The sequence below is a fragment of the Nocardia sp. NPDC058666 genome (assembly GCF_042714895.1).
Classification (GTDB): domain Bacteria; phylum Actinomycetota; class Actinomycetes; order Mycobacteriales; family Mycobacteriaceae; genus Nocardia.
Genome location: NZ_JBHXRY010000097.1, coordinates 1 through 1,150 on the forward strand (window position 1 = coordinate 1; position 1,150 = coordinate 1,150).

2 rRNA genes are annotated in these 1,150 nt (G+C 53.6%); both read left to right on the forward strand.

The window, feature by feature from the left end:
• A 16S ribosomal RNA gene (locus tag ACFWVD_RS28740) occupies positions 1 to 85 on the forward strand; the annotation flags it as partial.
• Between the two features lie 327 nt (positions 86 to 412).
• Positions 413 to 1,150, forward strand: a 23S ribosomal RNA gene (locus ACFWVD_RS28745); the annotation flags it as partial.

The window sequence follows — 1,150 nt, forward strand, 5'->3', positions numbered from 1 at the left end:
GGAGCCGTCGAAGGTGGGATCGGCGATTGGGACGAAGTCGTAACAAGGTAGCCGTACCGGAAGGTGCGGCTGGATCACCTCCTTTCTAAGGAGCAATTCTCCAGTCGGTTCCCAACAGAGGTTGGTGAGCTACTGGCAGAGACCGTTTAGTCCTCAATCGTAGGACTGCGGGAGCTCATGGGTGGAACGCTGACAAACTCATCGCACTAGATCAACCGACATCGGTTGGTCGTGGTGATATACCGACACACTATTGGGTCCTGAAAGAACACGCGAGTGTTTTTTCAAGGCAAAACAAACGATCTACTCGGATCTTCGAGACATTGCCGGCCGCAAGGCTGAGTCAATCTCGAGACCAGGTTCGAGTGGGTGTGTTGTTTGAGAACTGCACAGTGGACGCGAGCATCTTTGTTAGTAAGTGTTTAAGAGCGTACGGTGGATGCCTTGGCACCAGGAGCCGATGAAGGACGTAGTAGGCTGCGATAAGCCTCGGGGAGCTGTCAAACGAGCTGAGATCCGAGGATTTCCGAATGGGGAAACCCAGCACGAGTCATGTCGTGTTACCCGCATCTGAATATATAGGGTGTGTGGAGGGAACGTGGGGAAGTGAAACATCTCAGTACCCACAGGAAGAGAAAACAACAGTGATTCCGTGAGTAGTGGCGAGCGAAAGCGGATGAGGCTAAACCGTGTACATGTGATACCCGGCAGGGGTTGTGTATGCGGTGTTGTGGGGTCATTCTTCTCAGTTCTGCCGGACTGGGCGAGAGTAAGAAACCAAGTTGTTAGTCGAAGTGGTCTGGAACGGCCTGTCGTAGAGGGTGATAATCCCGTAGACGAAAACATCTTGGCTCTCGTGAGTGATACCCGAGTAGCAGCGGGCCCGTGAAATCTGCTGTGAATCTGCCGGGACCACCCGGTAAGCCTGAATACTCCCTGGTGACCGATAGCGGACTAGTACCGTGAGGGAAAGGTGAAAAGTACCCCGGGAGGGGAGTGAAATAGTACCTGAAACCGTGCGCTTACAATCCGTCAAAGCCTTCGCAACCTTGTGTTGTGTGGGGTGATGGCGTGCCTTTTGAAGAATGAGCCTGCGAGTCATCGGTGTGTGGCAAGGTTAACCCGTCGAGGGGTAGCCGTAGCGAAAGCG